Origin of the sequence: Kitasatospora paranensis, assembly GCF_039544005.1 — a bacterium.
Classification (GTDB): domain Bacteria; phylum Actinomycetota; class Actinomycetes; order Streptomycetales; family Streptomycetaceae; genus Kitasatospora; species Kitasatospora paranensis.
The window spans coordinates 1,909,507-1,933,655 of the sequence record NZ_BAABKV010000001.1; the positions used below are offsets into that span (position 1 = coordinate 1,909,507).

Below are 24,149 nucleotides of genomic sequence, written 5' to 3' on the forward strand. Positions count from 1 at the left end.
CTTCCGGATAGGCTGGCCCGATGGACATCCAGGGCCTCCCCGGCCGCCTGCTCGCGGATCTCGGCCCTGCCATCGCCTCCGGCGAGATCCCGGCGGGGACGGTGCTGCGGGCCGAGGAGCTGGAGGAGCGCTACGGCGTCTCCCGGACGGTCGTCCGCGAGGCGGTGCGGATCCTGGAGTCGATGCGGATGGTCACGGCCAAGCGCCGGGTCGGCACCACCGTCCAGCCGAAGGCCCAGTGGGACGTCTTCGACCCGATGGTGATCCGCTGGCGGCTCGCCGGCGCCGACCGGCCCGCCCAGCTGCGCTCGCTCGGCGCGCTGCGGCTGGCCGTCGAGCCCGCCGCGGCGGCGCTCGCCGCCCGGCACGCCACCGACGACCACCGGCGGGAGCTGAGCGCGCTCGCGACCGAACTCACCGTCTCCGCCCGCCACGCGGACCTGACGACCTTCCTCCAGCACGACATCGACTTCCACGCCACGGTGCTGCGCGCCTCCGGGAACGAGATGTTCGCGCACCTCGGCGACACGGTGGGCGCGGTGCTCACCGGCCGCACCGAGCACCAGCTGATGCCGCACCGGCCCGAGCCGTACGCCGTCCGCCTGCACCGGGAGGTCGCGGAGGCGGTCTGTGCGGGCGATGCCGAGCTCGCCGAGCGCGCCATGCGCACCATCGTGGCGGGGGCGCTCGAAGAGCTGAGTGCGACCCTCGACTGAGGTTCGTACCTGAACGCCCGCCTGATTGCGCCGAATTCCGGTGGATTCGGCCCTTCGGCCGCATGCCGGGCGCCCGCCGGGGCAGGGTTGCGGTGGGGCGCGCAGGGGCGCGCCGCCGAGTGGCAGGTCTGCGCTGGGGGTCGCCGATGTCCGCCGTACGCCGCCGGCTGCCGGACGAGGTGCGGGCCGCCGCCGTCCGGGCCTGGCTGAGCTTCTCGCTGACCCTGGTCGCCCTGACGGTCGCGGTGCTCGCCTCGTACGCGCACAGCAGGCTGCTGCCGTTGTCGCTGTTCGGGATGGGGCTCGGGGTGTTCGGGACGGTCTGGAGCCTGCTGGAGATCCTGATCTCGCGTCAGATCGCGGCCCAGCGCAGGCGCGGGCCGAACTCCGCCTCGCCGCTGGACGGCAGCCGGGAGCGCCGACGGCGCCCGGCCGACGGCCGGGCGCCGCTGCGGGGCTAGGCCCTCCCGCCGACCCACCCTGACGGCGGGTCAGCCCCGGGAGCCGACCGCGTAGCCGTACTGGTGGGGCCAGTTGCGCTCGGCGCCCAGTTCGCGGGCGGCGTGCAGGGGCCAGTACGGGTCGCGCAGGAGTTCGCGGCCGAGCATCACCGCGTCGGCCCGGCCGGCGGCGACGACCTCCTCGGCCTGGGCCGGCTCGGTGATCAGTCCGACGGCGCTGACCGGCAGACCGGCCCCGGCGCGGATCTGCTCGGCGAACGGCACCTGGTAGCCGGGGCCGGTGGTGATCCTGGCGTGCGGGGCGATGCCGCCGCTGGAGACGTCGATCAGATCGACGCCGACCGCCTGGAGCTCCTTGGCGAGCAGCACCGTCTCCTCCGGCGTCCAGCCGGGCTCGCCGTCCAGCCAGTCGGTGGCCGAGACGCGGAAGAACAGCGGCAGGTCGGCCGGCCAGGCGGCGCGGACGGCCGCGGCCACCTCCAGGGCGAACCGGGCCCGGCCGGCGAACGACCCGCCGTAGCCGTCGGTGCGGTGGTTGGAGTGCGGCGACAGGAAGGAGTGCACCAGGTAGCCGTGGGCGCCGTGGATGTCGGCGACCCGGAAGCCGGCCGCGGCCGCCCGGGCGGCCGCGGCGGCGAAGTCGTCCACCACGGCGGCGATCTCGTCGACGGTCAGCTCGTCCGGGACGGGCCGGTCGCCGAAGGCCACCGGCGAGGCGCCGACCGGCTGCCAGCCGCCGTCCGCCGGGCCGAGCGCGACCGAGCCGGCGGTCGGGCGGTCACTGGAGGCCTTGCGGCCGGCATGGGCGAGCTGGATGGCGGGCACCGAGCCGTGGGCGGCGATGAGCGCGGCGATGCGGGCGAGCGCCTCCTGCTGGCGGTCGTTCCACAGCCCGAGGTCGTAGGGCGAGATGCGCCCGTCGGGGCGGACGGCGGTCGCCTCGACCATCACCAGTCCGGCCCCGCCGGCCGCCCGCGACCCCAGGTGGGCGAGGTGGAAGTCGGTCGCGACGCCCTGCTCGGGACCGTCCGGAGCCGCGGAGTACATGCACATCGGCGACAGCCAGACCCGGTTCGGGACGGTCAGGGAACGGAGGGTGATCGGCTCGAACAGGGCGCTCACGGCTGCTCCTACGGGGGACGGCGGCGATCGGGCTGAAAAGTACGATAACTCTCGTACTACGATGGCTGTCAAACTACGATGATCCTCGTACAAGCCGGAGGGCGTCTCCTACCATGAGGAGCGTGACCGACCACAGCCCCGCGACCGCCGCCGCCCTGCCGGAGCCGGCCGTCGCCGACATCAGGCTGGAGAGCGTGCTGCACGCACTCGCCGACCCCGTCCGGCTGCGGATCGTCGCCTCGCTCGCCGGCGCCCCGCACGAGGTCAACTGCCTGGCCTTCGACCTGCCGGTCGCCAAGTCGACCCTGACCCACCACTTCCGGGTGCTGCGCGAGGCCGGGTTGATCCGGCAGTGCCGCCGCGGCACGTCGAAGATGAACGCCCTGCGCGCCGACGACCTCGCCGCACGCTTCCCCGGGCTGCTGGACAGCGTGGTCGGCGGCTACCGGGCCACCGCCGGCCACTGAGCGCCGGCGGGCCGACGGCACGGACCGGGCCGGGCCGGACGGGCGGCGGGGGTCAGAGCACGGGCACGCCGACGCTGCCGCGCAGCTCCGCCAGCAGGGTGCCCTGGTCGGTGATCATCTCGGTGAGGATCCGCCGGGCCGCCCGCAGCAGGTCCGCGACGTCCGGCGTGCTCAGCTCGTAGACCACGGTGTTGCCCTCGCGGGTCGAGACCAGCAGACCCGTCCGGCGCAGCACGGCGAGCTGCTGCGAGAGGTTGGACGGCTCGATGTCCATCTCCGCCAGCAGCTCACGGACGGGACGGGGGCCGTCCTGGAGGAGTTCGAGGATGCGGATACGGGCCGGGTGCCCGAGCGTACGGAAGAACTCCGCCTTGGCCTGGTAGAGCGGGACCGGCATGCTCAGTCGTCCTCGTCTTCCTCTTCGTCCGGCGTGTGCGGCAGGGTGATGCCGTGCCGCCCGGCGATCCGCAACAGACTGCCGATCCGGCCCCGGTACGCCTGCACGCCGTCGTCGTCCCCCGCCGAGAGCGCGATCGCCAGCTCGGCGCGGGCCTGGATCAGCTGAGCCCCGAGCTCCTCGCGGAACAGGTCCGTCACGGCCGACCTCCGTTGCCGGCTTCGGCGCCGGCCCGCCACCCCGGGAAAGACCCGGGAGATCCAGCATCCAAGACTGCGCAGACTTCTTCAAGTTCCGGGCCGGACGGACGCCACGCCCACGTCCGGGTGACATTCCGGACGGCCGGGCCCGGCCCCTGGTACGGATGCGCCATGCGCACCATCGCCGCCGCGGCCGCCGCCGCGCTCACCCTGCTCCTGCTGCCCGGGCCGGCCGCGGCCCGGGTGGTGCCGTCGCGGCTCACCCTGTCGGCCGGGGACCACCGCCTGGACCTGCTGTGCTCGGGGGTCCCCGGCGGCGGCCACCCGCAGGCCGCACGGGCCTGTGCCGAGCTGGCGGCCGCCGACGGGGACCCGGACCGGCTGCCGCACGGCAACGGAATCTGCCCGATGGTGTACCAGCCGGTGACCGCGCGGGCGGACGGGCTCTGGGACGGCCGGGTGGTGCGCTGGACGCGCGAGTTTGCCAACTCCTGCACGCTGCACCAGGCGACCGGCACGCTGTTCGCCTTCTGAGCCGGCCGGTTCTGAGCCGGCCGGGCCCGCCGCGGCCGGGCTCCGGTCGGCCCGGGCCGCGGCGGACGGTCAGCCGGCGAAGCGGTGGGCCCGGCGTCCCCGTATGCCGGGCTCGCAGGCGAACAGCCCTCCCGCGGCCGGCTGCGCGGCCAGGTCGGCCGGCGACAGGTTCTCGGTGGCGGTGGTGATGTACAGGGTGTCCAGGCCGGGCCCGCCGAAGGCGCAGCTGGTGGTCATGGTCGCGGGCACCCGCACCACCGTGTCCAGGGTGCCGTCCGGCAGGTAGCGGTGGACGCGCCCGGCGAACGCGACGGCCACCCAGATACCGCCCTCGGCGTCGACGGTGACGCCGTCCGGCACACCGTCGGTGAACGCGGCGAACGGCTCGGGGTCGAGCAGGGCGCCGTCCCGGTAGCGGTAGGCGCGGACCTCGCGGGTGGGGCTGTCGGCGTAGTAGGCGGTGGCACCGTCGGGCGACCAGTCCAGGCCGTTGGAGATGGTGACGGCCGGCAGCACGGTGTGCACGCTGTGGTCGGCGTCCAGCCGGTAGAGGCTGCCCCGGCCCGCCTCGTGGGAGTAGGCCATGGTGCCGGCGAGTAGCCGGCCCTCGGGGTCGCAGACGGCGTCGTTCATCCGCAGCTGCCCGTCGGCGGAGTCCAGGTCGGCGATCCGGGTCAGCCGCTCGCCGTCCAGGACGGCGAAGCCGTCGGCGACGGCCAGCACCAGGCCGCCGGAGGCGCGGAGAGCGATCGCGCCGACCGGCAGCCCCGCGTCGAAGTGCGTCCGCTCCCCCGTCGCCGGGTCCCAGCCGTGGACGTGGCCGGCCAGGATGTCCACCCAGCGCAGCACGCCGGTGCGGTCGTCCCAGAGCGGGCTCTCGGCGAGGTGCAGACGGTCGGGGACGACCAGGTCGGCGGACAGCAGTCGGGGCATCGGGGCTCCTCGGACGGACGGGCAGATCCGGGCCCGATGCTAAGGCTTGTCCGACGACCGGCCGACGGTGCGGTGGTGCCGGCCGCGCGCTCAGCCGTCCCGGCCCTGCCAGGTGGTGACGCAGACTTCGTTGCCCTCGGCGTCGGCGAGCACCCAGAAGGCGGGCGCGCGGGTCGCGGACACCAGCCGGCCGCCGGCCGCCAGGGCCGTCCCGATCCGCCGGGGTGCCTGGTCGTGCGGTACGGAGACGTCGAGGTGGATGCGGTTGCGCTGCGCGCGCGGCCCGTCCATCTGCTGGAACCAGAGGGCGGGGCCCTGCCCGACCGGGTCGACGAGCGGGTCCTGCGGTCCGTCGGCGCCCGCCTCGTCGGTGCAGCCGAGCACGGCCTTCCAGAACGGCCGGATCCCGGCGATGTCCAGGGCGTCGATCGCGATCTCCAGCAGTTGGACGGACCGCGGTGCCGGCGCGCCGATGCCGGGCCCGGTCGGTGTCCCGGACGCGGCCGCGGTGGCGGAGATCCGACGGGCGAGGGCGATGTCCCGGGCTGTCACCGCTGCCTCGTCCGACGACTGCAGGGTGAGGACGACCCGGTCGGGACGGACGTCGACCCGAAGGTGGCGGTCGGCGTCGTCGCCGCACACCTCGACGGCATCCGCGGCCAGGCCGACCGCCCGGGCCGGCGAACCGGCCGGGACGGACGTCTGCAGCGTCCCCAGCACCAGGCGCCACCCGGAGCCGTGAACCGCCTCCGACACTTCCCGCAGACTCGGGATCCGCTCCATGGCCGCATCCTCGCAGCGCGCTGCCGGCCGGCCCGCCCCGTTCCGGACAGGCTCCGACGCCCGGCGGGTCGGCGGGCGTCAGACCACCACCCGGTGGTGGGTGGTGAGCCGGCCGTCGTCGTCCAGCACGTGGAAGGCGATCATCGGCGGGTGGTCGAAGGCCAGGCCGGAGCCGCCCTCCCAGGGAAGCGTGCCGGTCGAGACCACGCCGGGGGCGACGGCCAGCGGCAGGCCGGCGAACCGGGTCACCGCGCCGGTGTGGGCGTGACCGCAGAACACGGCCTTCACCTGCGGGTGGCAGCGCACCACCGCGGCCAGCCGCTGCTCGTCACGGAGCCGGATGCCGTCGGGGATCGGGGAGTGCAGGGCCACCGGCGGGTGGTGGAAGGCCACCACCGCGGGGACGTCCCGGCGGGCCCGGCTGAGGGCGGCGTCCAGCCAGGCGAGGGTGTCGTCGCCGAACGCGCCCTCGTTGCGTCCGGGGATGCCGGAGTCGCACAACAGGACGGTGAGACGGGGCAGTTCGTGCAGCCGGTCGACCGGGCCGGTGGACGCCTCCTCGCCGAGGAGGTCCCGGCGGAAGGCCGCGCGGTCGTCGTGGTTGCCCGGGCAGGCGAGCACCGGGTGGCGGTCGGAGGCGAGGATCCGGGCAGCCTCGGCGTACTCGGCGGCCAGGCCGTGGTCGGCGATGTCGCCGGTGACCAGGACGGCGTCGATCGGGCCGGGCAACTGCTCCAGGTAGGTCATCACCCGCTCGGCGCGGGCGGCGGCGCGCGCCCCGGCGTCCCCGTCGTGGTCCTGGCCGAGGTGGATGTCGCTGAGGTGGGCGAGCACCGGCATGCGTGGCCTCCGGGTCGGGTGTCGGCGTCAGGGCGTCGGGGCTCGGGTGTCCGGGTCAGGTGTCCGGGTCAGGTGTCCGGGTCAGGTGTCCGGGTCAGGTGTCGGGGTGGGGTATCGGGGTCAGGTGTCGGCGAGCAGGGCCCGCAGTCGGCGCAGGCGGTGCAGGACGTCCTGGCGGTTGCGGGCCTGTTTGATCCAGGCGGGGAGCCGGCTTCCCAGCGTGCCGTAGCGCGCGCCCGGCCGGAAGCCCGGCTCGCCGCCGAGATACCCCTCCAGGTAGGCCAGGTGTTCGGCGTCGAGCGCCCAGAGCACCTGGCCGCGCAGTTCGGCGCGGAGCCAGAGCGCCAGCCCGGAGACCGGGTCGACCCCCTGGTTGCGCCACCACGACGGGTAGACCTCCACCGGATGGCGCCCGACGGTGCCGCAGGGGCACCGCAGGGCGAGCGCCCGGACGGTGTCCGGCCACTGCGGGCGTTCGACCTCACGCCGCGCCGCCCGGCCGCAGGTGCCGCAGCGGCTGTCGACGACGACCTGGACGGGCCCCTGGAAGGCGTGGCCCGCGGTGCGGACGAGTCCGCAGCCCGCGCAGGCCACCCGTGTCCCGGTGCGGACGGCCCGGGCGTCGCAGCGCGGGCAGCGGACGAGCGCGGAGTCCAGTGGCAGGTGCGGTCCCACCCGGGCCGCCTCGACGGCCGGCCGGACGGCGCGCGCGTCACCCGGCAACGCGGACCCGCAGGGCGTCGGCGGGCGGCGCCGGATCCCGCCGGACACGTCTCCGACAGGCCGTCAGGCAAGCGCTGAGCTCCGACTGAGGCATCGTCACCCTCCCCTTCGGCGCGCGCGGCGGTGCGTCGCACCCCGACTCTACGCCGCGGCGACCCCCGCGGTCAGCCCGCCGGTGCGGGCTCCGCGGGACGCCTGAACATCCGGGTCGCGGTGATCTCGCCGTGGATCGCCGGGCCGTCCGGGTCCTGGGCGGCCGGCAGGCCGGGGCGCAGGTGCTCCTCCACCGAGATGTACTTGAGGCCGGCCCGCAGGTCGGCGTCGTTGCGCAACCGGATGACCAGTGGGAACTCCGCCAGTGCGGTGGTGTCGAACAGGCCGGTGGTGTAGATCAGTTGGACGCCGAGCGCGTCCGCGACGGCGCGCTGCAGCTCCAGCAGGTAGGTGGCGTTCGCCCGGCCGATCGGGTTGTCGAGGAACAGCGTGCCGGCGTGCCGCAGTTGGGACTGGCCGCGGTCGTTGGCGCGCAGCGCGGCCATCGTGCAGTAGAGCGCGATGGCGGCGGTGAGCAGCTGCCCGCCGCTGAAGACGTCGGACATCTGGCCGACGCTGACGCGCTCGGCGCGCAGCACCGCGTCCGGCTTGAGGATCTCGACGCTCACGCCGCGCGGCCCGATCGCGGCGGCGACGCCGCGCAGCAGCAGGGACATGCCGTCGCGGCGCAGGTCGGAGTTCTTCCGGACGGCGGCGCGGGTGGCCTCGTCGATGACCTCGCCGAGCCGTTCGACCAGGGTGGCGTGGTCCGGGTCCTCGAACCGGATCCGGAGGAACTCCTGACCGGACCACTCCCCCAGGCCCTCGGGGAGCCGGGAGAGCCGCTGGGCGGCGCGCAGGGTGGCGAGCGAGGACTCGACCAGGCCGCGCAGCCGGTCGACGATCGAACCGCGGTTGCGCTCCAGTTGGGCGAGTTCGTCGGTGAGCACCCGCAGCCGGGGGCGAAGGCGGTGGCCCAGGCTGCGGCGTGGTCGGGCAGCGTGGCGGTCGGCAGCTCACGGATCTGCTGGCGGGCGGGGGTGCGGACCGCCTCGTAGCGGGCCGCGTTGGCGTGCCGGATCAGCGCGTCGGAGGCGTCCCGGACGGCGAGTTCGGCGCTGCTCAGGTCGGCGGCGGCGGCGCGCAGGGTGCGGCGGGTGTCGGTGGCGGCGGCGCGGGCCTCGGCGAGGCCGCCGAGGTACGGCTCCGCGCTCGGCTCGGCCTCCTCGGGGTGGTCGCGCAGGCCGTCGCGGAGCTGGCCGGCCGCCTCGTCGAAGTCGGCGGCGGCGGCCTGCGCGGACTCGAAGGTCCGCAGCAGGTCGGCGTGTTCGGTGCGGGCGGTGTCCAGCCGGTCCCGGCGTTCGGCAAGCAGGGTGGTCGCGGTGCGCAGCAGGACCTGGGCGTGCTCGGGGTCGGCGGGGACGAGGTCCTCGGGGAGCTCGGTGTGCGCCTCGCCGTCGGCGGGGGCGGAGCGCTCGGCCTCGCCCCGCAGCCGGCCGAGCTGCTCGCTGGCGGTGGCGGCGCGGGCCTCGATGGTGGCGACGAGCTCCTCGGCGCGGGTTGCGGCGGCCTGCCGGGCGGGCCCGTCGGCGCCGTCGGGGCTGGCGAGGAGCTCCTCGGCGCGGGTCCGGACCTTGTTGGTGAGGCGGTCGAGCTCGGCCGCGGCGGCGGTCTCGTCGCCTTCGGCGCGGGCCTGCTCGGCGCGCAGGTCGGCGCCGACGCCGACCTTCTCGTAGACCTGGGACGCGGCCCGGTAGGCCTCGCGCAGGGCCGGCAGGGAGGTGGCGGTGGCGTCAGCCGCGGGGGTGTCGTCGGCGACGGTGGAGAGCTCGGCGCGTTCGGCCCGCAGGGTGCGGCTGGTGCGGCGGGCGTCGTCGGCGGCGCGCTGGGCGGCGCGGCGGTCCTCGTCGCAGGTGCGGGCGCGGTCGGCGCAGGTGGCCTGGCGGCGGTCGCACTCGGCCGCGTCATCGGCGAGTTCGCGCTGTCGGCGTGTCCAGGTGGCGCGTTCGCGCAGCCGGAAGGCGAGCCCGGCGAGGGCGTCGGCGCGGCGGCGGGCCTGCTGGACGGCCTCGCGGCGCTCCTCGTGGGCGGCGCCGGCGGCGGCGTGGTCGGACTCGGCCTCGGTGTGCTCGGCGCGGGCGGTGGCGAGCACGGCGGCGGCGAGCTCGGCCTGCTCGGCGGCGGTGCGGGCGGCGTCGGCGAGTTCGGCGAGCGTGCCGGGCGGGCACTGGGCGTGCCAGGAGGCGAGCCGGGCAGCCAGCGCCCGGTCGTGGCCGAGGCGGGCGGCGAGTTCGCGGATGTGCTCCTCGCGGGCGGTGGCGCGGGTGCGCAGTTCGCGGCGCTCGTCGTCGGCGGCCCGCTCGTCGTGCATGGCCGGGTTGGGCGGTACGAGGAAGAAGGCCGGTTCGTCCTGGATCGGGGCGATCAGGGCGGCGGCGGTGCCGACCGCGACGGTGGAGCGCGGCAGCAGGGCGGCGTCCTGGAGGGCCTCGCGGGCGCGGTCGAGCGAGGACGGGTCGGTGACGACGACGCCGTCGACGAGCTCGGGGCGGGCGGCGAGGATGGCGTCGTGGTCGGCCGGGTCGACGGACTGGGCGAGGTAGCGCCAGCCGGGCAGGGCGGGGATGCCGTGCTCGCCGAGGTACTCGACGGTCGCGAGGACGTCGGGGCCGGGCGGCAGCAGGCCGCCGTCGCCGAGCGCGGCGAGGATGCGCGAGTCGTCGGCGGCGGCGGTGCGCAGGTCGAACAGGGTGCGCTCGGCGGTGGCGACCGTCCGGTCGAGCTGGTCCCGCAGGTCCTCGGCGCTGCGGTCGAGGACGGCCGGGGTCAGGAAGCCCTCGCCCTCCTGGGCGTCCTGCTGGTAGGGCGTCAGGGCGAGCAGGTCGGCCAGCCGCGGCTCGGCGGCGAGCAGCGCGGCCGTCCGGTGCTCGGCGGCGAGCGCGCGTTCGGCGGCGGTGCGGGCGTCGGCGGCGCGGGCCGCGGCGAGTTCGGCGCGGGCCTCGCCGGAGGCGGCTTCGCGGACCCGGGCGGCGGCCTGCTCGGCGGTGGCGCGGACCTGTTCGAGGGCGGCACCGGCGGCCTTCTCGGCGTCGGCGGCGTGCAGGGCGGCGCGGGCCGGGTCGGGTTCGTCGGTCGTGGCGTCGATCCAGCCGGCATCGACGGCCGCGTGGGTCTCCTGTTCGACCTCGGCGAGGCGCTGGCGCAGGTGCTCGGCCTCGCTGCGGGCCTTCTGGGCGGCGGTGGCGGCGGCGGTGGCCTCGGCCTGGGCGGCGGAGCCGTCCTCCTGGAGCTCGCCCGCGCGCAGTTCCTCCTGGTCGGCGCGGGTCTCGGCGGCGTGGGCGGCGGCCTCCAGGGCCCGGGCGAGGGCGCCGGCGGCCTGGGCGCGGGCGGCGAGCGCCGGGGCGGCGTCCAGCTCGGCCTCGCGGATGGCGGCGGCGACCCGCGCGGCCCGGTCGGCGGCGGCCCGGTGGCGCAGCACGGCCTCGGCGGCCTGCCAGGCGGCGTACAGGGTGCGGGCCTCGGTGAGCTCGCGGCGCAGTGCGGCGGCGTCGGCGGTGGCGGCGGCGAGACCGAGGGTGGCGTGCCGGTGGGTGAGCTCGGCGGTGATCAGGGAGTGCCGGGTGCGGTCGGCCTCGGCGGCGGTGACGGCGCTCGCGGCGGTGGCGACGTCGATGGCGAGGTCCTGGGCGCGGTCGCGTTCGGCGGCGGCGCGGGCGCCGAGGGTGTGGGCGAGCCGGCGGGTGCGGCGTTCGGCGCCGCGGTGGGTCTCGCGGACGCTCTCGCGGGCGGCGGTGGCGTCGACGATCCGCTGGAGGAGGTCGAGCGAGCCGGCCGTGAAGTCGCGTTCGGCGGTGAGTTCGGCGCGGCGGCCGAGTTTGGCGGCGAAGCCGTGGACGAGGTCGGCGAGGCCGTCGGTGTCGCGGGTGTCGGTGACGGCACGCAGCAGCAGGTCGGTGAAGTCGGCGTCGTGCTTGACGGCGAACAGGCCCGCGGCCTCGCCCTCGTCGGCGTTCATCTCGCGCTGGTAGCGGAAGAGCTCCGGGTCGAGGCCGAGCTCGCCGAGGTGTTCGTTCCAGCGGTCGTGGATCTCCTCGAAGCCGAGGTCGAGGTGGAGGTTGGCCTTGCCGGCCTCGGTCATCGCGTCGCGGAAGCCCTTCATGGTGCGGCGGCGGCCGCGGGCCTTCTGCTCGCCGGCCAGGCCGATCCGCTCGGCGACCGGGAGCGAGTCGAGGGTCAGGCCCGGGCCGGGCCGGAAGGAGTACCAGAGTTCGGCGAACTTGCGCGGGTCGGAGGAGACCTGGCGGCCGCGCCATTCGCTGACCTTGCCGACGACGATCAGCTCGCCGGTGACGGTGTGCTGCCACTCGAGGGCGACGTGCCCGCAGTCGTCCGCCAGGAGGAACTTGCGCAGCACGCCGGAGCTGGCACCGCCCAGGGTGTTGCGGTGGCCGGGCAGCATGACCGAGAAGATCAGCTTCAGCAGGACGGACTTGCCGCCGCCGTTCTCCAGGAAGAGCACGCCGGCCGGGGCCGGGCGGCGGCGGGGGCCCTCCGGCTCCTCGCCGAACAGGCCGATCTGCTGCGGCGCGGGCTGGGCCACCGGCTCGCCGACGCCGCGCAGGTCGAGCACCGTGTCGGCGTAGCGGGCGCCGGCCGGCCCGATCGAGTACAGGCGGACCCGGTTGAGCTCGTACATGAGGTGCGGTTTCTCCTGGCGCTGATCAGAGCGAGTGGAACGGCAGGCCGGCGTCGGCGACCAGCTCGTCGGCGTGGTCGGCGGGCAGCAGGGTGGCGGTGCCGTCGGTGACCGGGACGACGCCGAGCTCGGTGAGCTCGGCCATGGCGGCGCTGCCGGCCAGGTCGCGGACCTGGAGCTGGTAGCGGGCGGTGGTGCGGTAGGTGCCGCCGGCGTCGTCGGAGGTCTTCTGCAGGAAGCCGGAGTCGACCAGGAACAGCACCGCCTTGGAGACGATGCCGGTGGTCGAGCCGGCGAGCCGGCGGGCGTCCTTGGTGGCGCCGGTGGCGCTGCGACGGGCCCAGACCCGCCAGGCGGCCTCCAGGCCGGGGGCGTCGCTGGCCGGGTCGGTGACGGTGCCGTCGGCCTCGGCGCGCTCCTCCAGGCGGCGGCAGGCCTGCCGGACGAACGCGTCGACGCCGTTGACGGTGACCCGGCCGAGGTAGCCGTCGTCGGCGAGGTCCTCGGGGCGGGGGAAGGCGAGCGCGGCCACGGCGAGGTGGGCCAGGCCGTGCAGGAAGCGGTCGGTCGACTCGGAGGCGGCGCGGCGGGAGTAGTCGCCCATCCGGACGGCGAAGACCGAGTCCTCGGCGGCGGCGACGGCCATGCCGGCCCGGGGGCTGACCTCCAGGACGACCAGGCCCATGCCGGTGGCGACGGCGTCGGCGAGCCGGGAGAAGGGCGGGTCCTCGCGGTAGCGGCGGACCAGCTCGGCGTACTCGGCGTCGCGGGCGGGGAGCAGCTTGGCCTGGAGGCCGAAGGAGACCAGGCGGGCGGCGTCGGACACGTCGGCGGGGGTGATAGCGGCGGGCGCGGCCTCCGGCTCGGGGGCCCAGGCCGCCTCGTGGGTGATCGTCACGGACGGGACTCCTTGCGAGCGGGGTGATCCGACAGGGGCGCGTGGGGGTGTCCCCTGCGGGGCCGGCGTCATCAGCCGGCCTCCTTGCGGGCGGCGGCCATGCCGACGGCGTCGAGGAGGGCGGCGCCGACGATGAGGTCGGCGCCGCCGAACTCGGGGTCGTCGAGGCGGGTGCCGTCGTCGACGGCGAACAGCAGCCGCTCCTCGCCCTGCCGGTAGGCGGTGCCGACCGGCGGGCTGGCGGCGTGCACGGCGAGCAGGGCGACCAGGTAGGGCAGGTCCGGGTCCTGGCGACGGGCGTCGAGGAGCAGGCCGGACAGCCGGCGCGGTGCGTCGGCCGGCAGGTCGAGCAGCTCGAGTGCGGCCTCCAGCTGGGCCTCGGTGAAGCGGCTGTCGTCGGGGGTGGCGACGAGATCCGGGTCGGGCAGTTCGGCGCCGAGGTGCTCGCGCTCGACGGGCGGGGTGAGCAGCAGGTCGACGAGGTCGGCGACGCGGACGGAGGCGGGGGTGCGCAGGCCCGTCCCGCGGGCGAAGAACGCGTCGGTGGGCCGGACGGCCGTCTCCAGCGGGAGCTCCAGCAGCGGGGCGAGCAGGTGGCCGTACAGGTCGATGCCACTGCGGGCGGCGGGGGCGGCGAAGGCCTGGCGGTCCTGCTCGGCGCGGAACAGCGGGCCGGCCTCCAGCAGGCGGGTCTGCAGCTGGGTGTGGCGGCGGATGCAGTCCTTGACGATGTCGACGAGTTCGGCGGCACGGCGCTTGTGCTCGGGGTCGGTGGACTCGTCGCGGGCCTTGCGGATGTTGGTGAGGATCGCGTTCTCGTGCCGGTAGCGGTCGGCGATGTGGTCGAGCGCCTCGTCGATCAGGTCGGGGACGGTCTCCATCCAGTCGACGGCGCGGACGTTGCGCCGGGTCGCCTCCAGGGCGCGGCGCAGCGTCTCGGCGTACTGGACGGTGCGGTACCGGGCCTGCTCGGCGGCGAGCTGGGCGTCGGCGAGGCGGCCGCGCCGGATCAGCACCTCCAGCTTGACCTCGGCGGCGATCTGGGCGGAGGTGACGTCGGTGTCGAGCGCGCCGACCAGGACGTTGACGGCCTCGTCGGTGGTGCGCAGGTAGACACCGCCGTCGGGCCCGGGCACCTCCTCGACGAGCTTGAAGTCGTAGTCGCGGCGGACGTAACCGCCGTCGGCGCCGAAGGTGCCGTAGACGGCGCGGAAGCCCCGGTCGACGCTTCCGACGTTGATCAGCGACTCGAGCACCCAGCGGCCGACGCGCTCGTGCTCGGCGGTGCTGCGGGCCGGGTTCTGCGCGGCGATCCGGGGGTGGAGGCGGCCGAGCACTATGTCGCGGTCGGCGCCGGTGTCGAAGTCCATGTTCAGCGTGACCAGGTCGATCACGGCGAGGCCGACCTCGGCCATGGCGTACGAGCCGTACTCGCCGGCCAGGTTGACCTTGCGCGCGTCGAGGTCGTGCAGCGGCGCGGTGCAGGCCAGCGCCTTGAGCCGGCGGGCGAGGCCCTCGTCGGCGGCCGGGCCGGGTGCGGGCCGGGTGGGCTGGTCTGCGGTGGCGGTCACGGTGGACAAGATTAGAGGTTCGCACCGACAACATCCGAAACGAGCCTGCTTGCCCCGGTTCCGGCGGCACCTCCCGCCGGCGCCCGCTCGCCTCCGGGCGCTCGGGGCCCGGTGCCGGCGGTCGTTCCCCCTCGCTCCCGCCTCGCTCCCCCGCGCCCCCGTTCGGCACCGACACACCCTCCTGAACGTGTTCAGTTTTTATCTTGAACACGTTCAATTCCACGGCTAGAGTCGCCCTGCGCAGCCGGGACACCCCGGACTGCTCCTTCGGCCTGGGGAGACCCGTATGCCCACCGATCCCGATCCGGCCGGCCGGCGCGCCGCAGTGCGGCGCATCCGCACCTGGCTCTGGATCTTCATCGTCTGCCTGGCGCTGAGCGGGCTCACCGCCTTCCCCCTGCAGACCGAGAGCCGCTGGCTGGCCGACGCGGTGCACGGCAGCGGCCTCGGCGCGCACTGGCCGGCCCTCGCCGACTGGACGGAGCGGATCCGCGACGGCCTCGCGGAGACCGGCGCGCGCTACCCCTTCCTCGCCTACGGCACCGACTGGCTGGCCTTCGCGCACCTGGTGATCGCCGCCGCGTTCTGGGGCCGCTGCGCGACCCGTCCGCAACGTGTGGGTGATCCGGTGGGCGCTGCTGGCCTGTGGCGGCATCATTCCGCTCGCCCTGATCTGCGGCCCGCTGCGCGGCATCCCGCTCTACTGGCGATTCGTCGACATGTCGTTCGGAGTGGTGGGCGCCGTCCCGCTGCTGATCGTCGACCGGGCGATCCGGCGCCTGGAGTGGGCCCGGGCCACCACCGCGCCGAACGGCTTCACCACCCCCGCCCCCGCCCAGGCCGCTGCCCGGGCCGCCACCCCGGCGGGGGTCCGATGAGCCCGGCCGGCCTGTCGGGGGCCGCCGCCCCGCCCGCTGCCCTGGCCGGGCTGGACCACCCGGGATGGGTCGCGCACTTCACCGCCGAAGCCCACCGCCGCGCCGCCCAGGGCGACCCGGACTGGAGCCGGGGCGCCCGCGCCTCGGCCGCGCTCCGCCGCAGCCTGCAGAAGTTCCAGGTCGGCGAGGACGGCGACGGGTCGGCGCTGATCGCCAAGGCGGACGCCGCGGGCGACGCCGCCTACACGGCCGCCCTGCGGCTCTTCGTCGCCGAGGAGCAGAACCACGCGCGGCTGCTGGCCCGGCTGCTGGCGGCGGCCGGGACACCGCTGCTCGGCGCGCACTGGAGCGACGCGCTCTTCGTCCGGCTGCGACGGCTGCTCGGCCTGCGGCTGGAACTGATGGTGCTGCTGGTGGCCGAGGTGGTCGCGGTGCGGTACCACCGGGCCGTCCGGGACGGCGCCGGGGACCCGCTGGTCGCCGAGGTGGCCGGGCGGATCCTCGCGGACGAGCGGCGGCACATCCCGTTCCACTGCCGCCGGCTGCGGGAGTCGCTCGACGGGCTGCCGGCGCCGCTGCGCTCCCCCGCCGTCGCCGGCTGGTGGCTGCTGGCCCTCGGCGCGGCGGTGTTCGTGGCCGCGGACCACGGGCCGGCCCTGCGGGTGCTCGGGGTGCCCCGGCTGCGCTTCACCGTCGACGTGGCGGCGGTCGCGGCAAGGGCCGCCCGGGCGCTGGGGCGGGCCCGGTGACGGGGAACGCCGGGGTGGCGCCCCGGGTGTTCGCCGTCCTGGGCGCCGGCCTGACCGTCCAGGTCGCGCTGCTGATCCTCGTCGCGGCAGTGCCGGGAGTGGTCGGCGAGGCCGCGCTCTCGCCGGTCGGCGTCCTGATGTGGTTGATCTCGCTGGCCGGCGGCCCCGCCGCGAACAGTGCTCTGACCCGGCGGTGGATCCGCGGCGGCGGTCCCCTCGGAGCGGGGCCCACGAGCCTGTGGACGGTCCGCGCCTGCGCCGTCGGGCTGGCGATGTGGATCGCCTCCGCCGTCGTCCTGCTCGCCCTCGTCCTGCTCGTCGACCTCGTCGGCGGCCTCGTGTTCCTCGTGGCCTGACAGCACGGCACAGCGGCTCCCCGTCCGTCCGGCGCCACCCGTGCGGCCACCTGGCGGTGCATCAACCGGGTGGAGTGAGGCCGCTGGTGGGGGCGCGCGCACCCGACACCCCCGCCGGTCACCCGCGCAAACGATCAGGCCCTACGATCACCCCCAGGAGCGGTTGGAAGGCGGGCGACGCGTGACCGACGCGGTGATCGATCTCAATGCGGACCTCGGTGAAGGGTTCGGGCGCTGGACGCTGACCGACGACGAGGCCCTGCTGTCGGTGGTGACCAGTGCCAACGTCGCCTGCGGCTTCCACGCCGGCGACCCCTCGACGATGCGGCGGGTCTGCGCCCTGGCCGCTGAACGCGGAGTACGGATCGGGGCCCAGGTCTCCTACCGGGACCTGGCCGGCTTCGGCCGCCGGGCGATGGACGTGCCCTCCGAGGAACTGGCGGACGAGATCGCCTACCAGATCGGCGCCCTGCAGGTGTTCGCCCGGGCCGCCGGCTCCCGGGTCAGCTACGTGAAACCGCACGGGGCGCTCTACAACCGGGTGGTGCACGACGACGAGCAGGCCGAGGCGGTGGTGTCCGGCGTGCTGCGGGCCGGCGCGGTCTGCGACGGGCCGCTGCCCGTCCTGGGTCTGCCCGGTTCGAAACTGCTCGCGGTCGCCGAGGGCGTCGGGCTGCCGGTGGTCGCCGAGGCGTTCGCCGACCGCGCGTACACCTGGGCCGGCACCCTCGTCCCGCGCAGCGAGGCGGGCGCCGTCGTGCACGACCCGGAGTCGGTGATCACCCGGGCGGTGGGGATCGCCCGGGACGGCACCGTGACGGCCGTCGGCGGCGAGCCGGTGGCCGTGCAGGCCCGCTCGCTCTGCGTCCACGGCGACACCCCCGGCGCGGCGCAGCTGGCCTGGCGGGTGCGCGGCGCACTGGCCACGGCGGGCGTGCGCGTGGAGCCCTTCAGCTGACGGCCGGCGGGCCGGATGATGGCACCACCGGCGCCCCGGGCCCCGGTGGAGGTCGAGGCGACGGCGGAGGGGGACATCCATGGGCGGTGCGGTGACGGTGCGTCGGGTCGGCGAGGACGCGCTGCTGCTGGAGGTGGGGTCGGCCGACCAGGTGGCGTCGCTGTACGCCCTGCTGACGGAGCGTCGGGACACCCTGCCGGAGATCACCGAGATCGTCCCGGCCGCCCGGACGGTGCTGGTCGACGGCGTCGCCGACCGGGCCGCCCTCGCCCGCGAACTCACCCGCTGGTCGGTGCCCGAGCACCCGCCCGCCGAGGGGCCGCTGATCGAGGTCCCGACCGTGTACGACGGCGCCGACCTCGCCGAGGTGGCCGCGCGGTGGGGGTCTCCCCGCGGAGGCCGTCCGGATCCACACCGCGGCCGAGTACCGGGTGGCGTTCTGCGGCTTCGCGCCCGGCTTCGGGTACCTCACCGGGCTGCCCGACCGGTACGCCGTGCCGCGCCGTGCCACCCCGCGCAGCAGCGTGCCGCCCGGCTCGGTCGCCCTGGCCGGCCCGTACACCGGCGTCTACCCGCGCTCCTCCCCCGGCGGCTGGCAGCTCGTCGGGCGCACAGCGCTCCGGCTGTGGGACACCGGGCGCGAACCGGCGGCCCTGCTCGCGCCCGGCGTGCGCGTGCGCTTCACCGCGGTCAGCGGGGCGGCGGATGCGCCGGGCGCGACCCAGGACGCTCAGGGAGGTGCGGGAGCATGACCGACCTGCTGGTGGTGCGCCCGGGGCCGCTGACGACCGTTCAGGACCTGGGGCGGCGCGGCGTCGCCCACCTCGGCGTGCCGCGCGCCGGAGCGCTCGACGAACCCGCGCTGCGCGCCGCCAACCGCCTGCTCGGCAACCCGCCCGGCGCCGCCGCGCTGGAGACCACGCTCGGCGGGGTCGCCCTGCGGGCGCTCGCGCCGGCGGTCGTCGCGGTCACCGGCGCACCCGCGCCCGTCCGGGTGGGCGGCCGGCCGGCCGCCTGGGGCGCGGCGGTGGCGGTGCCGGCCGGTGCGCTGCTGGAGGTCGGCCCGGCCACCCACGGTGTGCGCAGCTACCTCGCCGTGGCGGGCGGCATCGCCGTCCCGGAGGTGCTCGGCAGCAGGTCCGCGGACCTGCTCTCCGGGCTCGGCCCGGCGCCGCTCGCCGAGGGCGACCTGCTGCCCGTCGGGGACGCCCCGCCCGGGCTGGCCGCCGCGCTGGTGCCGCTGCCCGGGCCGCCGGCCGAGCTGGTGCTGCGGCTGCGGCTCGGCCCGCACGCCGACTGGTTCGCCGACCCGCTGCTGCTCGCCCGCCCGGGCCACCGGGTCGCCGCCGCGAGCAACCGGGTCGGCCTGCGGACGGAGGGCCCGGCCCTGGCCCGCGCCCGCACGGGCGAACTCGCCAGCGAGGGCATGGTGCTGGGCGCCGTCCAAGTCCCCCCGGACGGGCTTCCGGTGGTCTTCCTCGCCGACCACCCCACCACCGGCGGCTACCCCGTGGTCGGCGTCGTCCCGCGCGCGGACCTCGCCGCGGCCGCCCAGGCCCGCCCCGGCACCCCGGTGCGCTTCGTCCCGCTGCGGGGCTGACGGCGCGTCACTGCGCGAGGTAGCCGCCGTCCACCGGCAGGACGGCGCCGGTCACGAAGGAGGCCTCGTCGGAGGCGAGGAAGAGGATCGCCCGGGCGACCTCGGCGGGTTCGCCGAGCCGTCCCAGCGGATGGAGGCGGACGATCGCGTCGAGGTACTCGGCGCCGCCGGGCTCGTCCGCCAGGTCGCGGACCCGGTCGGTGCGGATCGTGCCCGGGGCAACCGCGTTGACCCGGATGCCCTGCGGCGCGCACTCCACCGCGAGGTGCTTGGTCAGCCCGGTGGCGACGAACTTGGCCGGCCCGTAGGCGGCCTGGCCCGCCTGGCCGGCCACGCCGGAGATCGAGGAGACGCACACCACGGCTCCCCCACCGGGCCGGGCGGCCATCTCCTCGATCGCGTACTTGCAGGTGAGGAACATGCCGCGGCCGTCGACGGCCATCACCCGGTCCCAGTCCTCCGGCTCCGTCCGGTCCACGGTCGAGAGCGGAAGGATGCCGGCGTTGGCGACCAGGACGTCGATCCGCCCGTACGCCCGGACGGCCGCGGCGATCATCGACCTGGCGTCGTCGACGGCGGCCACGTCCCCCGCGACCGCGGTCACCTCGGCGCCGCGGGCGGCCAGGGCGGCCCGCAGCCCGTCCAGGGCCGCCGCGTCCACGTCCGTGACCACCAGCCGGGCGCCCTCCGCCGCGAACAGTTCCGCGGTGGCCCGCCCGATGCCCCGGGCCGCGCCGGTGACCACCGCCGCCTTGCCCGCCAGTCGCCCGCCGCCCATGCCGTCGCTCCCGTCCGCGGTGCCTTCCGTGGCGCCTTCGTGGTGCCGTCCGCGCCAGGATGCCGCAGGCACGGGCGCGCGCCCGGCTGACATGCCGTCACCGGCAGCCGGGAAGGGGGCGGGAAGCGGGCGGGGCGGCTCAGCCGCGCGCGGCCCGCCGCCGCCAGACGATCACGCCGGCGATCGCCACCACGAGCAGGCCGACCACCGCGACGGTGGCGGCGGCGCTGCCCGAGGAGCTGCTCGCGGTGCCGGTGGCGGGGCTCGCCGACGGGGCGGCGGCCGGGGCCGAGGAGGGGTCGGGGACGGGTGCGGCGGCGGCAGGTGCCGAGGAGGAGGCCGCGGGCGAGGCCGGGGCCGGGCTCGCGGCGCCGCCGGACGGCAGCGGCTTGGCGCCGGGCGCGGCCGCGGTCAGCTTGAGCACGGAGGCCGGGTGCTCCGGCTCCGTCCCGCCCTGCGGCAGCTCGATCCAGCGGTCGACCTGCCCGTCGGAGTAGGTCACCACCGATTTGAAGACCAGCTGCTTGGCGTCCGGCAGCTGCCTGACCTTGATCTTGTAGACGGCGCTCTTGCCCGGGGCGAGGGCCGGGCCGGCCACCTGGTACCCGTCGGAGGCGGCGCTCAGCTGCCAGCCCTTGGGGGCGTCCACCAGCGAGACGTCTCCGGACGTGAGACCGGCGGGCAGGACGACCCGCACCTGCTTGATGCCCGCGGTCGGCGACTCGCCCTCGGCGTTGAAGGAGACCACGGCGTCGACCGCGAGGGCCTGCGGGGTGGCGGACTCGACCTCGACGTGGGCGAAGGCCGGTCCGGCGAGGGCCAGCGCCCCGGCGAGGGCAGCCACCGGTGCGGCGAGGCGGGCGACGAGACGGGAACGGTTCATGGCGCCGGATGCTCCAGTGCTGGGCTGACGTGGCCCACCCATGATGCCGCACCCGGTGGAGCGGCCCGCCCGCCATCGGCACCGCCGATCAACGGCGCCGCGGCGCTCCGGCTCCGCCTACGGCCGCTCGCGCGAGGTCAGCCGGCCCCGGACGGCCGCGTGGACCTCGGCCTCCTCGGCCGGATCGGCGGCCAGCCGGCGCAGTCGCTCCAGCACGCGGACATCACCCGTGGTGGTGACATGGCGGGCGGCGAGTTCGCGGGTCGACTCCTCGCAGTCCCAGAGGCACTCGACGGCCAGGCCCTGGGCGAAGTACGGGTCGGTGCCCGCCAGCGCGCGGGCGGCGCGGCCGCGCAGTTCGGAGGAGACCGTCTCGCCGTAGACGTGGCGCAGCGCGGGGACGGCAGCGGCGGCGGCCAGCCGCCCCGCACCGTCGACCAGGGTGGCGAGCCCGGCGCCCTCGACGCCCCGGACGGAGATCCAGCGGCGCAGCGCGTCCACCACCAGCGGACCGTCGGCGGCCTCACCGGCGTCGGCGAGCAGTTGCACGGCGGCCTCGCCGAGGGCGCTGTCGGCGCCGCCGGTCGAGGGGTCGGCCCAGCGGCGGGCATGGGCGAGCGCCTCCGGGCCGCGCATGCGGCCCAGGACGGACAGCGCGGCGGAAACGACCCGCTCGTCGATGTCGGCGGCGGCCACCTCGATCAGCCCGGCGACGGCCTCGTCCTGCCGGTCGACGAGGTAGCGCAGCGCGGCGGCGCGGGCACCGGGCAGGCCGTGCCGTGCGGCGTCGAGGACGGCGTCGCGGTCCTCGGTGCGGACGACGGCGGCCAGGCAGCGGGCCGCGGCGGCGGCGCGGCGGGCGGCGGCCTCGGGCTCGCCGGAGCCGGCCTCGCCGGTCTCGGGCCGGTCGGCCCAGGCGAGCACGTCGGCGGTGCTCCAGCCCGGGGTGACGCCACCGCGGTTCAGCTGGCGCTGCCACAGGTCGAAGGGTGACTGCTCGCCCGCGGTGGCGACCCGCGGGTGGTGGGCCGCCCAGAGCCGCCAGGGGCGCGGCTCGTACGCCCCGCGCACGGCGGCGCGCAGCTCGGCGTCGCCCGCCGGGCCCTCGGGGAAGCGCCTCAGGACGGCGGGGGCAAGCTCCAGCAGGGCCCGGTCGTCGTCGCGCAGGGCGAGCTCGTCGAGCGCCCAGGCCCAGTTCCAGCCGGTGGCGACGTAGTCGCGCAGCAGGTCACGGGCGTCCCGGCGGCCGTAGGCGGCGAGGTGGCCGAGCACGGACAGGGCCAGGCCGGTGCGGGACTCGTCCTGGTCGAGGGCGTCGTCGAGGGAGTGCAGGTGGCGCTCCATGCCGGTGAGCGGCGCCTCCAGCTCCATGTAGAGGCGTGCGTAGTAGAGGGAGCGGTTCTCGACCTGCCAGTCGGGCCGGGGGTCGCGCGTGACGCAGGTCTCCAGTGCCTCGACGGCCTCGCTGCGGTCCGCCGCCAGGGCATGCAGTTGCCCGTCGCCGCGGCCTCTCTGAAGGAGGCCGACGAGACTGGCACTGGGCGCTATCACTGGCTCGAACATGAGGTCAGCATCCGTTGCGGCGGTCGTCGAGGCAACGGGATTTCCGTCGCCGGGGGTGGATCGGTCCTGAACAGGCGCCCGGGCGCCGGAATCACCGAAGGCTACCGCCTGACGGCCGGGCGCGCACACAGGGCGCCCGGAACCGGCCGCCCGCGGGCGGCCACCCCAACGATCGTCCGTACACCTCCTGTTTCGACCCGAACGGATCGCCGACACCGCCCGCCACCGGCACCCGGCGTCCCCGGCCGCACCCGGGGGCCCCGCCGGGCAGGCGGGCTTCCTGCGACGCGCCAGTGACGCGCTAGACCTGCCGACGCCGCTGCGGCATCACGGAGTCGATCTCCTCGCGGAGCTCCGCCACCGCCGGCATCGTCTGGTAGCGGCCGGCCAGCCGGTACATCTCGCGCAGCCGGTCCCAGGTGCGCAGGGACGAGGTCTGGTTGATCGCGCCCATGGCGAGCTTGGCCTGGAGGCAGGCCGCGTCGGGCTCGCCGGAGATCCAGTACACCGAGGCGAGGGTGATCTGGTCGAGCAGGGCGGAGCGCTCCCGGCCGACCGGGCGGAGGTCGATGGCGCGCTGGGCGTGGTGCTCGGCCAGCCGGACGGCGCCGGGGTCGTGCTCGGCGAGGGTCCGGTAGACCAGCGCCTCCATGCCGTGCAGCTCGGCCTCGTTGAACAGCTGCATCCAGCTGGGCGGGGTCTCCCCGTCGTCCTGGACGAAGAGGTCCTCGGCCTCGCCGAGCACCCGGTGGGTGGCGTCGGAGCGGCCGAGCGAGGCCTGCGCCCACGCCTCCACGGTGTGCAGCATGGCGCGGGTGCGCGGCAGTGCGCGGTCGCCGGCGCTGGCGTTGGCGAGCTGCATCAGTTCGAGTGCGTCGTCGGCCCGGCCGAGATGGAGCATCTGCCGGGCCGCGCGGGAGATCGCCTCGCCGGCCCGGGGCCGGTCGTCGGCCTCCTTGGCGGCCTGGGCGGCGATCACGAAGTACTTCTGCGCGGTGGGCTCCAGGCCCACGTCGTGGGACATCCACCCGGCCAGCACCGCCAGGTTGGCCGCCACCGTCCACAACCGGCGCTCCACGGGCGGACTGTGGCGGTGGGTCAGCAGACCGCCGACCTCGTTGAGCTGGCCGACCACCGCCTTGCGCTGGAGGCCTCCGCCGCGGGAGGCGTCCCAGGCCCGGAAGACGTCCACCGACCGCTCCAGGGCGGCGACCTCGTCGTTGCCAACCGGGCCGGCGTCGTAGACGTCGACGACCGGTTGGGGGCCGCCCTGGGTGAGCACGTGGCGCGGTCCGGGTCGTTGGGCGGCGTACGCCACCCCGTCCCCGGTCAGCCAGTCGTGGAGGTTGTCGGCGATGACGGCGCCGGCGGCGAGCGCGGCGCCCGCGCCGACCAGACCGCGTCGGTTCAGCATGAGGTCCATTCCCGTGAACTCGGTGAGGACCGCTGCTGTTCGATCCGGCTCCCAGGGCACCGCCGCCTCGGTCTGCGCGGTGGTACCCGTCCTGGTGGGCCGGTGTCGCTCGAGACCGAGGTCCTCAGTGGTGACGACACGGCCGAGCCGCTCCGTGAACACGGCGGCGAGCACCCTCGGCACCGGATCGCGGGGGATCTCCCCCTGCTCGATCCAGCGCCGCACCCGCGAGGTGTCGGTGGAGAGCTGCTGCTGCCCCATCGCCGCACCGCGCCGGTTGACCAGCCTGGCCAGTTCGCCCTTGGACCATCCGGTCAGGGCGAAGAGGTCGGCGAGTCTGGTGTTCGGCCCCTTGTCCACGTGAAGCCCCCAGGTTCCTCGGCTGATTTCGACAGTAGTGGCTCTGTCACATGCCACGCGACCATTCGCCAGCCTTCGCCAGGGTCCGCTACGTGGTGTGCCAGTGGTGACCGGGTGTCAGGTAGGAATGCGCCTCCCCACCCCGGATCCGGGCAGCGGCCCGAACCGGCCGCCGCACGGGCCCGACGGACCGTCAGGACCCTTCCGGGGGCCTCGAAGGGCCCGGCGGAGGGGTG

The 24,149-nt window shown here is 76.2% G+C and carries 23 protein-coding genes and 2 pseudogenes; 10 read left to right on the forward strand and 15 right to left on the reverse strand.

The window, feature by feature from the left end; all coding sequences use genetic code 11:
• The first annotated feature begins 20 nt into the window (after nucleotides 1-20).
• Nucleotides 21-716, forward strand: a complete 696-nt coding sequence (locus tag ABEB13_RS09585; protein ID WP_345705139.1) for a FadR/GntR family transcriptional regulator — start codon at nucleotides 21-23, stop codon at nucleotides 714-716.
• A gap of 146 nt (nucleotides 717-862) precedes the next feature.
• Nucleotides 863-1,177 (forward strand): hypothetical protein, encoded by a 315-nt coding sequence (locus ABEB13_RS09590; RefSeq protein ID WP_345705140.1) that lies wholly within the window; start codon nucleotides 863-865, stop codon nucleotides 1,175-1,177.
• A gap of 30 nt (nucleotides 1,178-1,207) precedes the next feature.
• Here the strand turns inward: ABEB13_RS09590 and ABEB13_RS09595 are convergent, their stop codons facing one another.
• The gene (locus ABEB13_RS09595; protein ID WP_345705141.1) at nucleotides 1,208-2,299 is read right to left on the reverse strand and encodes an NADH:flavin oxidoreductase/NADH oxidase; all 1,092 of its coding nucleotides are present in this window, start codon (nucleotides 2,297-2,299) and stop codon (nucleotides 1,208-1,210) included.
• Nucleotides 2,300-2,412: 113 nt separating this feature from the next.
• Here ABEB13_RS09595 and ABEB13_RS09600 point away from each other — a divergent pair, with 113 nt between their 5' ends.
• Nucleotides 2,413-2,766, forward strand: a complete 354-nt coding sequence (locus ABEB13_RS09600; RefSeq protein ID WP_345705142.1) for an ArsR/SmtB family transcription factor — start codon at nucleotides 2,413-2,415, stop codon at nucleotides 2,764-2,766.
• 52 nt (nucleotides 2,767-2,818) lie between these two features.
• Here ABEB13_RS09600 and ABEB13_RS09605 read toward each other — a convergent pair whose 3' ends face one another.
• A complete protein-coding gene (locus tag ABEB13_RS09605) occupies nucleotides 2,819-3,163 on the reverse strand; it encodes an ArsR/SmtB family transcription factor (RefSeq protein WP_345705143.1) in 345 nt (114 codons plus the stop codon).
• A 2-nt stretch (nucleotides 3,164-3,165) separates the two neighbouring features.
• On the reverse strand, nucleotides 3,166-3,363 hold the full coding sequence (locus tag ABEB13_RS09610) for a hypothetical protein (protein ID WP_345705144.1): 198 nt from the start codon (nucleotides 3,361-3,363) through the stop codon (nucleotides 3,166-3,168).
• Nucleotides 3,364-3,534: 171 nt separating this feature from the next.
• Between ABEB13_RS09610 and ABEB13_RS09615 the strand changes: the two genes are divergently transcribed.
• Nucleotides 3,535-3,897: an SSI family serine proteinase inhibitor gene (locus tag ABEB13_RS09615; protein ID WP_345705145.1), complete on the forward strand. Its 363-nt coding sequence runs from the start codon at nucleotides 3,535-3,537 to the stop codon at nucleotides 3,895-3,897.
• Nucleotides 3,898-3,966: 69 nt separating this feature from the next.
• Here ABEB13_RS09615 and ABEB13_RS09620 read toward each other — a convergent pair whose 3' ends face one another.
• From ABEB13_RS09620 to ABEB13_RS09650, 8 genes are all read right to left on the reverse strand, one after another.
• Nucleotides 3,967-4,830, reverse strand: a complete 864-nt coding sequence (locus ABEB13_RS09620; protein ID WP_345705146.1) for an SMP-30/gluconolactonase/LRE family protein — start codon at nucleotides 4,828-4,830, stop codon at nucleotides 3,967-3,969.
• Nucleotides 4,831-4,920: 90 nt separating this feature from the next.
• Nucleotides 4,921-5,613 carry a VOC family protein gene (locus ABEB13_RS09625; RefSeq protein ID WP_345705147.1) on the reverse strand — a complete coding sequence of 231 codons (693 nt, stop codon included), beginning with the start codon at nucleotides 5,611-5,613 and terminating at the stop codon, nucleotides 4,921-4,923.
• Between the two features lie 78 nt (nucleotides 5,614-5,691).
• Nucleotides 5,692-6,453 (reverse strand): metallophosphoesterase, encoded by a 762-nt coding sequence (locus tag ABEB13_RS09630; RefSeq protein ID WP_345705148.1) that lies wholly within the window; start codon nucleotides 6,451-6,453, stop codon nucleotides 5,692-5,694.
• 120 nt (nucleotides 6,454-6,573) lie between these two features.
• Nucleotides 6,574-7,128 carry a hypothetical protein gene (locus tag ABEB13_RS09635; RefSeq protein WP_345705149.1) on the reverse strand — a complete coding sequence of 185 codons (555 nt, stop codon included), beginning with the start codon at nucleotides 7,126-7,128 and terminating at the stop codon, nucleotides 6,574-6,576.
• A 212-nt stretch (nucleotides 7,129-7,340) separates the two neighbouring features.
• On the reverse strand, nucleotides 7,341-7,886 hold the full coding sequence (locus ABEB13_RS40450; RefSeq protein WP_425559874.1) for a hypothetical protein: 546 nt from the start codon (nucleotides 7,884-7,886) through the stop codon (nucleotides 7,341-7,343).
• Entirely contained in the window at nucleotides 7,835-11,905 is a 4,071-nt protein-coding gene (locus tag ABEB13_RS09640) for a hypothetical protein (RefSeq protein ID WP_425559875.1), read from the reverse strand. Before ABEB13_RS09640 ends, ABEB13_RS40450 begins: the two co-directional genes overlap by 52 nt.
• Nucleotides 11,906-11,930: 25 nt before the next feature.
• Nucleotides 11,931-12,875, reverse strand: a complete 945-nt coding sequence (locus tag ABEB13_RS09645) for a hypothetical protein (protein WP_425559876.1) — start codon at nucleotides 12,873-12,875, stop codon at nucleotides 11,931-11,933.
• Nucleotides 12,875-14,374 carry a hypothetical protein gene (locus ABEB13_RS09650; RefSeq protein WP_345705150.1) on the reverse strand — a complete coding sequence of 500 codons (1,500 nt, stop codon included), beginning with the start codon at nucleotides 14,372-14,374 and terminating at the stop codon, nucleotides 12,875-12,877. The genes ABEB13_RS09645 and ABEB13_RS09650 overlap by 1 nt, the downstream gene beginning before the upstream one ends.
• 286 nt (nucleotides 14,375-14,660) lie before the next feature.
• Between ABEB13_RS09650 and ABEB13_RS09655 the strand changes: the two are divergent.
• From ABEB13_RS09655 to ABEB13_RS09680, 6 genes and pseudogenes are all read left to right on the forward strand, one after another.
• A pseudogene (locus tag ABEB13_RS09655) lies at nucleotides 14,661-15,252 on the forward strand (hypothetical protein).
• On the forward strand, nucleotides 15,249-16,001 hold the full coding sequence (locus ABEB13_RS09660) for a ferritin-like domain-containing protein (protein ID WP_345705151.1): 753 nt from the start codon (nucleotides 15,249-15,251) through the stop codon (nucleotides 15,999-16,001). The pseudogene ABEB13_RS09655 and the gene ABEB13_RS09660 overlap by 4 nt, the downstream one beginning before the upstream one ends.
• Nucleotides 15,998-16,357 carry a hypothetical protein gene (locus ABEB13_RS09665; protein ID WP_345705152.1) on the forward strand — a complete coding sequence of 120 codons (360 nt, stop codon included), beginning with the start codon at nucleotides 15,998-16,000 and terminating at the stop codon, nucleotides 16,355-16,357. The genes ABEB13_RS09660 and ABEB13_RS09665 overlap by 4 nt, the downstream gene beginning before the upstream one ends.
• 181 nt (nucleotides 16,358-16,538) lie before the next feature.
• The gene (locus tag ABEB13_RS09670; RefSeq protein ID WP_345705153.1) at nucleotides 16,539-17,315 is read left to right on the forward strand and encodes a LamB/YcsF family protein; all 777 of its coding nucleotides are present in this window, start codon (nucleotides 16,539-16,541) and stop codon (nucleotides 17,313-17,315) included.
• Nucleotides 17,316-17,394: 79 nt separating this feature from the next.
• Nucleotides 17,395-18,067, forward strand: a pseudogene (pxpB, locus tag ABEB13_RS09675) (5-oxoprolinase subunit PxpB).
• Entirely contained in the window at nucleotides 18,064-18,915 is an 852-nt protein-coding gene (locus ABEB13_RS09680) for a 5-oxoprolinase subunit C family protein (protein WP_345705154.1), read from the forward strand. The pseudogene pxpB and the gene ABEB13_RS09680 overlap by 4 nt, the downstream one beginning before the upstream one ends.
• Nucleotides 18,916-18,922: 7 nt before the next feature.
• Here ABEB13_RS09680 and ABEB13_RS09685 read toward each other — a convergent pair whose 3' ends face one another.
• The 4 genes from ABEB13_RS09685 to ABEB13_RS09700 form a co-directional block, all read right to left on the reverse strand.
• Nucleotides 18,923-19,693, reverse strand: a complete 771-nt coding sequence (locus tag ABEB13_RS09685) for an SDR family NAD(P)-dependent oxidoreductase (protein WP_345705155.1) — start codon at nucleotides 19,691-19,693, stop codon at nucleotides 18,923-18,925.
• 139 nt (nucleotides 19,694-19,832) lie between these two features.
• Nucleotides 19,833-20,576 carry a DUF1775 domain-containing protein gene (locus tag ABEB13_RS09690; protein ID WP_345705156.1) on the reverse strand — a complete coding sequence of 248 codons (744 nt, stop codon included), beginning with the start codon at nucleotides 20,574-20,576 and terminating at the stop codon, nucleotides 19,833-19,835.
• 117 nt (nucleotides 20,577-20,693) lie between these two features.
• Nucleotides 20,694-22,139: a HEAT repeat domain-containing protein gene (locus ABEB13_RS09695; RefSeq protein WP_345705157.1), complete on the reverse strand. Its 1,446-nt coding sequence runs from the start codon at nucleotides 22,137-22,139 to the stop codon at nucleotides 20,694-20,696.
• Between the two features lie 301 nt (nucleotides 22,140-22,440).
• Nucleotides 22,441-23,913, reverse strand: coding sequence for a DNA-binding protein NsdB (locus tag ABEB13_RS09700; RefSeq protein WP_345705158.1), 1,473 nt, complete (start codon nucleotides 23,911-23,913; stop codon nucleotides 22,441-22,443).
• Nucleotides 23,914-24,149: the final 236 nt, after the last annotated feature.